The 6,638-nt window shown below is 42.4% G+C and carries 5 protein-coding genes; 1 reads left to right on the plus strand and 4 read right to left on the minus strand.

Annotation, left to right across the window (positions count from 1 at the left end; genetic code table 11):
- Positions 1-342 precede the first annotated feature (342 nt).
- The 4 genes from fni to mvk all read right to left on the minus strand — a co-directional run bounded on the left by fni (position 343) and on the right by mvk (position 4,637).
- The gene (fni, locus tag AC973_RS04780; protein WP_048727964.1) at positions 343-1,392 is read right to left on the minus strand and encodes a type 2 isopentenyl-diphosphate Delta-isomerase; all 1,050 of its coding nucleotides are present in this window, start codon (positions 1,390-1,392) and stop codon (positions 343-345) included.
- A 1-nt stretch (position 1,393) separates the two neighbouring features.
- Complete coding sequence (locus AC973_RS04785) at positions 1,394-2,578, minus strand: phosphomevalonate kinase (protein WP_048727967.1); 1,185 nt, start codon at positions 2,576-2,578, stop codon at positions 1,394-1,396.
- Positions 2,562-3,575, minus strand: a complete 1,014-nt coding sequence (gene mvaD / locus AC973_RS04790; RefSeq protein ID WP_048727970.1) for a diphosphomevalonate decarboxylase — start codon at positions 3,573-3,575, stop codon at positions 2,562-2,564. The genes AC973_RS04785 and mvaD overlap by 17 nt, the downstream gene beginning before the upstream one ends.
- A gap of 63 nt (positions 3,576-3,638) precedes the next feature.
- Complete coding sequence (gene mvk / locus AC973_RS04795) at positions 3,639-4,637, minus strand: mevalonate kinase (protein ID WP_048727972.1); 999 nt, start codon at positions 4,635-4,637, stop codon at positions 3,639-3,641.
- 203 nt (positions 4,638-4,840) lie between these two features.
- On the opposite strand from mvk, the gene guaA reads away from it, so the two are divergent.
- Complete coding sequence (gene guaA, locus AC973_RS04800) at positions 4,841-6,400, plus strand: glutamine-hydrolyzing GMP synthase (protein WP_048727974.1); 1,560 nt, start codon at positions 4,841-4,843, stop codon at positions 6,398-6,400.
- Positions 6,401-6,638: the final 238 nt, after the last annotated feature.

Raw genomic sequence — 6,638 nt, forward strand, 5'->3', positions numbered from 1 at the left:
TCCACAAACCAGAAATGACTGCGTTTCAGATTAGATTATAGCTGACTGCATCATCTACTGCGCTAATCTTCCAACGTTCATTTCTGAACGGTTTGTGTCGCACCTTGTAGTCGAGTTCAAAATGTCAGACTCGTGCCACTTCAGAAATAAGTTGCTTGATGTACCATCACTACATTTATTTCTTCCACTGTTACGAGTCTAAACGACATTTTTCACATCCTTACAATCGGGCTCCACAAACCAGAAATGACTGCGTTTCAGATTAGCTTATAGCTGATTGCATCATCTACTGCGCTAATCTTTCAACGTTCATTTCTGAACGGTTTGTGTCGCACCTTCCTCTTAATTCTGGCTTCTTGATGCGAAATACTCGATATTGATTCGGCGGAGTCTTGACCATTCGGCTGGTTTGCCGGTGATCATCAAGTCTGTGTTACGTAGTTCGTTCAGGTCTTGGCAGTCTAATACCATCATCAACAAGCGTAATTGTTCGTCGTAAGACTTGACCATTTCAATCGTAGCGTCTACGCCTTCACCAAGGACCGAATGTAGGAATTGACCTGACATGCCAACGGCAGATGCGCCTAAGGCAAGGGCCTTCATCATTTGCATTGGGTCTTTAATCCCACCAGAAGCAATGATGGTGGTCTGGCTCATCAAAGGTTGTGCTTCTAATAATGAAATAACGGTTGATTGACCCCAGTCAGCCATGTATGAGAACTCTTGAAGTTCACGGCGAGCGTTTTCGATTTTGGCGAAATTCGTTCCACCTGTACCTGAGACATCGATGGTATTAACGCCTAAACTTTGTAGATGGTGCATGGTTTGGTAAGACATACCAAAGCCAACTTCCTTAACCATTACTGGCCGATCTACGTTTTCAACGATAGCCACAATATTATCTTCTAGTTTTCTGAAATCACGGTCGCCTTCAGGCATGACAATTTCTTGAGCCGTATTCAAGTGAATTTGTAGGGCATCAGCGTCTAATAAATCGACTGCTCTTTTGGCATCCTCTAAGGTCTTATCAGCGCCGACATTGGCCATCAAGAAACCATTGGGATTCAGGTCACGAATAATGGTAAAAGAATCCGCTACAGAAGGGTCTTTTAATGCTGCAGAAACGGATCCTGAAGCCATTGGTAAATGACATTCACGAGCAACTTCAGCGAACATACCATTAATTTTCTTGGTCCATTCAGACCCACCAGTCATGGCATTAATATAGAAAGGGCGGTCAAACTGTTGTTTAAACAAAGTGGTCGACAAGTCGATATTATTGAATTCTTGGTGGGATAGGGATGGGTGGACAAAGCGAACAGATTCAAAATCAGTTGGCGCTGTTTGGTATTGCATTTCAGCATTGTGCACGTGGGCATCTTTACGGTTCATACTATCTCTCCTGTTCATTTCTTTGCCAGAAAGCGAAGGGGAGCACGACTAGGTCATTTTCTCGCCATAAGCCTTGGATGGCTTTGGCCTCATCAGCGTGACTAGAAATCGCGTAGGCACAGTCTCCAGCCCCCGCACCAGAAATTTTGGCGACGGTTTTTTCTGATGTGACTAACTTCAATGCTTTCTTAAAGGACTTGGTCAAATAAGGCTTATTCAATGTTTGGGTATAGGTTAAAATATTGTCGAAATTATCTTTAATCGCTGATTTGAATAAAGACCATTCATTCATTTGGATGGCTGCCTTAGCCATTAAAACTTGGCGTTTGGCCAATTGTTTAAAACTGGCCATGACTTCTTCTAGTTCTCGTTCAGAAATATGGTGGGCCATCATTTTTAATAAGTCTTCAGTCGATGCTTTTTCTTTAGACCAAACTAACGATAAGGTCCAGTCTGGATCAATCGGTAATTGTTCAATCATCAATTCCGGCCAAAATTCTTCGGTTAAGGCATGAATTTCTTGCCCGGTCGATTTGGCTTGTTGGTCAAACCAGGAACGGTCGAAGTTTTGGTAGTAGATGACACCAGTTTGGGTGCTGGCTGCAACATCTCCAAGTGACCCTACCATGCCCAATTGTGCTTGCGCGATGGCAACTAATTTAAAGACCCGGTAGACCCACTGCGATTCCGTAATATCTTGGTCTAATTTGTAGAATTTCAATAAGGCTGAAACGACAGCTACTGAGATGGCACCAGATGATCCTAAACCATATTTAGTCCCGTCAGCCGCGTCCAAGTCAGACTGAATTTTCAAATCAAAGTAATCTGGTGTCGCTGCCGATTTCATGCCGACTGCTTCAGCATATGCTATTACAGTTTGCATAGCTTGCCAAATTAATGGGAATTCGCCAGCTTCTGGGTCGTTAGAAACAACTTGGCCATTGACGTCGTAGGTCCAAGCAATTGGATGATCAGCCTGGTTGGTGATTAAGTAGCCATTCTGCCCAGAATTTACCTCTAAAGTGAGGTGCAAGAAGGCGTCAACTGTGGTTAATAAGGCAGCTTGACCAGAACTCACCACTGCATATTCGCCCGCAAGGAATAATTTCCCCGGCACGGCCACCTTGATGGCATCTGTATCGTTATTCGTATGGATTATCGTGCTATCATTATAAGATTGCGCCATCGTCATACTCCCATCTATCTAAGGGTTTAATCCCCGGTCCAGCAGTCGTTTGGATAAAGTTCATACCTTTAAATCGTTCTGCAAAAAAGGCTTCCACCTCGTCCATCTGGCTCGCTTTACATAAAACTTTCACGTTTGGCCCAGCGTCAATTGTATAGTAAGCCAAAACGCCAGTCGCGCGTATATCTTGGACTGCTTGAATGGCTTTAATGGTATCAGGTTCAAAATAGGTGAAAGAAGGATCAGAAGCCATAGTTGTTGCATGCATCCGCATGGCATTGGCTTCAGCGATTTCACCCATCAATTGGAAATCGTGCTTGGTAATGGCCGCTTTAATTCGCTCTAAATCAATCATATTTTGCCGGACCCATTCAGGGTAGAAAGGCGACGTCCGCAAGGTGTGGGCCATCCCTTCACGAGAAGACACCCGTTTCTCAGCGGTATTAATGGCCATAATGACCATGCCCACATCCCAAGTGGCGTCGTCAATTTTAACTGCCATAGAGTTTTCATTGGTGGTCCCTTTTTGCCATTCAACAAAGCCACCGAAAATGGACCGTGTTGCTGATCCAGATCCCCGTCGCGCAAATGTCGATAGTGCCTGGTCAGAAATTTGATCTTCTAACTTTAAAGCCTGTCTAGTAGCCGCCGCTAGGGCCGAAAATGCCGACGAAGAAGAAGCCAAGCCTGCCGCAGTGGGCACATGATTGACGCTTTCTACTTTAGCCCGCAAGTCCACGCCAGCTTCTGCTCTAAACATATCTAAAAACTTGCTAATTTTCGTCGTATCCGCTTCATTACCTAATTGATTGTTTAAATAAAAAACATCCACGTCAAAGTCGCTCGAAAAAGTCACGCGCGTGTCTGTATACAAGGCGTCTAAAGTGAGCGACAAACTAGATGTAGTGGGGATAAATAGGTCCTTATTCGCCTTACCCCAATATTTAATTAATGCAATATTGGTGTGCGCCCGGTAAGCGCCTTGAAAAACTGACATCTCGATTCTCCCTCAAAAAATTTTCTTTCCCTTATTATAACTGATTTCTGCAGATTACGCCCACTATTCGCCGGCATTATCATCTATAGGTGATGATTTAAAAGGCACCACCCAGCTCGCCACCGCCATATTTTCTGTTTTTAAAGCTTTAGCCAAAAGGGTAGCCTTGTCCTTACTGTCGCACAAGGCGAAATAGCAACCACCACGTCCACCACCAGTTAGCTTGGCTGCGCCGGCCCCATTCGCTTCCGCAAAAGAAACGCCCGCCTCAAGTTCAGGGCTGGATACCTGTAAAGCCCGCAAGTGCTGGTGGGCATCCTTAAATGTGCGACAAATAGCAGTAAACCACTGGTCATTGGCCATTTTATCAGAATTTAATTCAACTAAATCAATAAATTGATTCGCCGCCTCACCAAGCTGACGTAAATTACTTTCAACTGCTTGACGACGGGTAATAAAAGCTGAATTTAAACCAGCATCCACATCAGCTACCGCATTTTTGGTATTGCCGTGAATGCCAGTATCCGCAACCACCAACCAATAAGGGGTGTCGAAATGTACGATAGTCATTGGTTGATTTTTTTGATAAATCAAAGGAACGCCAAGGCCAGCCACACGTGCATCCAAACCAGACGGATTGCCATGACTAATTTTTTCGGATAAGTCTACGTATTTTAATAGTTGGTCTTCTGTAAGGGGAAGGTCATAGTAATTGTAGAAAGCGCGGACCAAAGCTGTTGCCATAGCTGCTGAAGAACCCATACCACGCTCAGCGGGTATAGATGAGTGGATATTAATCAGCCAGTGACTCTGGGTCTGGGCCATTAAATCGGCCCGCAATTGGTCATAAACAGCTAGCAAGTTCTGTAAATCAGATGGTGCTTGGTGGAGTGGTCCTTCATATAAGTCACTCACCAAATAAGCATTGGTTTGAATCTGTTCGATGGTGACTGTCATTTCTACCGCATGAAAGGGTAGGGCTACAGATGGATACCCATGAACCACGGCATGTTCACCAATAATAATGATTTTCCCGTTGGCTTTACCAGTCGCTTTTTTCATACTTTCACTCCTATTCTGTTCTATTATATACAATATTTACAGGTGCCAACAACTTTGAAAACGAATTAAATGTAAATTTAGCAAATTATTAAAGGTTGTACGAGTAGATTCCGAACAATATTTTATTAACCTTGATAAATCCCTAGTAATCACAAATATTAAATGCTAGAATAAAGATGAAATTCGAAAAAGGAAGTGAAAACATGAGTGTCCAACAATCAATGCAAGATATTGAAAAAATCATTGTACTTGATTACGGTAGTCAATATAACCAATTGATTACCCGTCGTATTCGTGAGCTAGGCGTTTATTCAGAACTACTATCACATAAACTAACTGCTGACGAAATCATGGCGAAAGGTAATGTTAAAGGAATCATCTTATCTGGTGGTCCAATGTCAGTGTATGCAGACGGTGCTTTTTCAATCGATGAAGCCGTATTTGATTTAGGTATCCCAGTTTTAGGGATTTGCTATGGTATGCAATTAATGACATTCAAAAATGGTGGGGTAGTTGCCCGCTCTGACAAACGTGAATACGGTCAACAACCATTATTCATCGACAAGGCAGATTCAGCCATTTTTAAAGGGTTAGAAGCAGAAGAATTAGTGTTAATGAGCCATTCTGACCGTATTGAAGAAATTCCCGAAGGCTTTGAAGTCACTGCACGCGGTGAACATAGTCCAGTAGCAGCCTTTGAAAACACAGAAAAACAATTCTACGGTTTCCAATTCCACCCAGAAGTACGGGCATCAGTTCACGGTAACGACATGTTACGTAACTTCGTCTTCGACATTTGTGGTGCGCAAGGATCATGGACGATGGAAAAATTCATCGATATTAAAATCCAAGAAATTCGTGAATTAGTGGGCGATGGTAAAGTATTGCTTGGCCTTTCTGGTGGGGTAGACTCATCTGTTGTTGGTGTATTATTACAAAAAGCCATTGGTGACCAATTAACTTGTATCTTCGTAGACCACGGTTTATTACGTAAAAACGAAGCAGAAGAAGTGATGGAAACACTAGGTGGTAAATTTGGTTTAAACATCATCAAAGTAGATGCTGAAGACCGCTTCCTAAGCAAATTAGCAGGCGTATCTGACCCAGAAAGTAAACGTAAAATTATCGGTAACGAATTTGTTTATGTATTCGATGACGAAGCACAAAAAATTAAAGACGTTGATTACTTAGCGCAAGGTACTTTATATACTGACGTTATTGAGTCAGGTACAGATACAGCGCAAACCATTAAGTCTCACCATAACGTTGGGGGCTTACCAGAAGATATGACCTTCTCATTGATCGAACCTTTAAATACCTTATTTAAAGATGAAGTCCGTGCAGTAGGAACAGAACTTGGTATGCCAGATAAGATCGTTTGGCGCCAACCATTCCCAGGACCAGGTTTAGCTATCCGTATTATCGGTGAAGTAACCCCTGAAAAACTAGAAGTCGTTCGTGAATCTGACTTTATCTTACGTGATGAAATTAGAAAACATGGTCTAGAAGGCGACATCTGGCAATACTTTACAGTCCTACCTGGTTTCAAATCAGTAGGGGTAATGGGTGACGAGCGTACTTACGAATACACAATCGGTATCCGTGCCGTAACCTCAATCGACGGTATGACATCTGAATGGGCACGCATCCCTTACGACGTATTAGACACTATTTCTAAACGTATCGTAAACGAATGTGCACACATCAACCGCGTAGTCTTAGACATTACGAGCAAGCCACCTGCAACAATAGAGTGGGAATAAAAACAAAAGACCTTACAAGCATTGATTTAACAGTGTTTATAGGGTCTTATTTTTGTTATTGGGCTTATTTTGGACTTAAATTATTGGTTCTATAATAAATAGTGTTGGTGAGAATTCATATTGAATCTTATTGACACTATTTTTGTGTACGCAAAAAGGACATGATATCCTTAATGCATGTAAACCACTACGAATACAGAAAGAAGGAAAAATCATGTCCCATACATCTATTATAAAA

It is taken from the genome of Carnobacterium sp. 1290_CSPC (genome assembly GCF_001053265.1).
In the GTDB taxonomy this organism is placed as follows: Bacteria; Bacillota; Bacilli; order Lactobacillales; family Aerococcaceae; genus Aerococcus; species Aerococcus urinaeequi.

Coding starts and splice junctions, on each gene's coding strand:
- fni (WP_048727964.1), bottom strand. CDS start 1,392: ATGAACCGTAAAGATGCCCACGTGCACAATGCTGAAATGCAATACCAA.
- mvk (WP_048727972.1), bottom strand. CDS start 4,637: ATGAAAAAAGCGACTGGTAAAGCCAACGGGAAAATCATTATTATTGGT.
- mvaD (WP_048727970.1), bottom strand. CDS start 3,575: ATGTCAGTTTTTCAAGGCGCTTACCGGGCGCACACCAATATTGCATTA.
- AC973_RS04785 (WP_048727967.1), bottom strand. CDS start 2,578: ATGGCGCAATCTTATAATGATAGCACGATAATCCATACGAATAACGAT.
- guaA (WP_048727974.1), top strand. CDS start 4,841: ATGAGTGTCCAACAATCAATGCAAGATATTGAAAAAATCATTGTACTT.